This is a genomic window from Aminobacter sp. P4_D5, assembly GCF_056401815.1.
This window is the reverse complement of sequence record NZ_JBFUIP010000977.1, coordinates 1-611: the sequence shown is the minus strand read 5'-3', so window position 1 is coordinate 611 and position 611 is coordinate 1. Positions and strand designations below refer to the sequence as shown.

The 611-nt window shown below is 70.4% G+C and carries 1 protein-coding gene; it reads left to right on the top strand.

What is annotated here, in order from left to right; genetic code table 11:
• Positions 1-611: nitrilase-related carbon-nitrogen hydrolase (locus AC1DWF_RS36165; protein ID WP_476843268.1), on the top strand; the 611-nt coding region annotated here is incomplete at both ends.

Sequence of the window (611 nt, the reverse complement as noted above, 5' to 3'; positions counted from 1 at the left end):
GATCTTCACCGGCTTTCCCTGGAACCTCATGGGCACCGTCTGGGCCTTCCGGCCGGAGCCCATGCAACTGGCCAGCCTCATCGGCGTGCACGGGCTTTCGCTGCTCACCATCCTCCTCGCCGGGCTGCCTGTGCTGCGGAGCCGCGCCGCCAATCTCGGCGGCCTCGCCATGCTCGTGCTCTGGACGGGCTTCGGCTTCTGGCGCCTCCACGAGAACCCTCCGGCCGAGACACCGGTGCGGGTCGTGCTGGTCCAGGGCAATGTCGCCCAAGACGTGAAATGGGACGCCTCGCAACGCCTGCCGATCTTCCAGCGCTATGTCTCGCTGACCTCCGAGGCGGCTCGCGCCTCGGCGGCGGCGCATCCCGACCAACCGGTCCTGGTGATCTGGCCCGAGACGGCGAGCCCCTTCCTGCTCGCACAGGATCCCGACGCGATGCGCCTCGCCGCCCAGGCCCTGCCGCCGGGTGGCCTGCTGCTCGCCGGCACCGTGCGGGCCGAGTGGAACGCCGAGGGGCGGCTCTCGGGCCTCTACAACAGCCTCGTCGCGTTGGATCCGGAGTCCCGGATCCTGGGCGTCTTCGACAAGGCGCATCTCGTGCCGTTCGGCG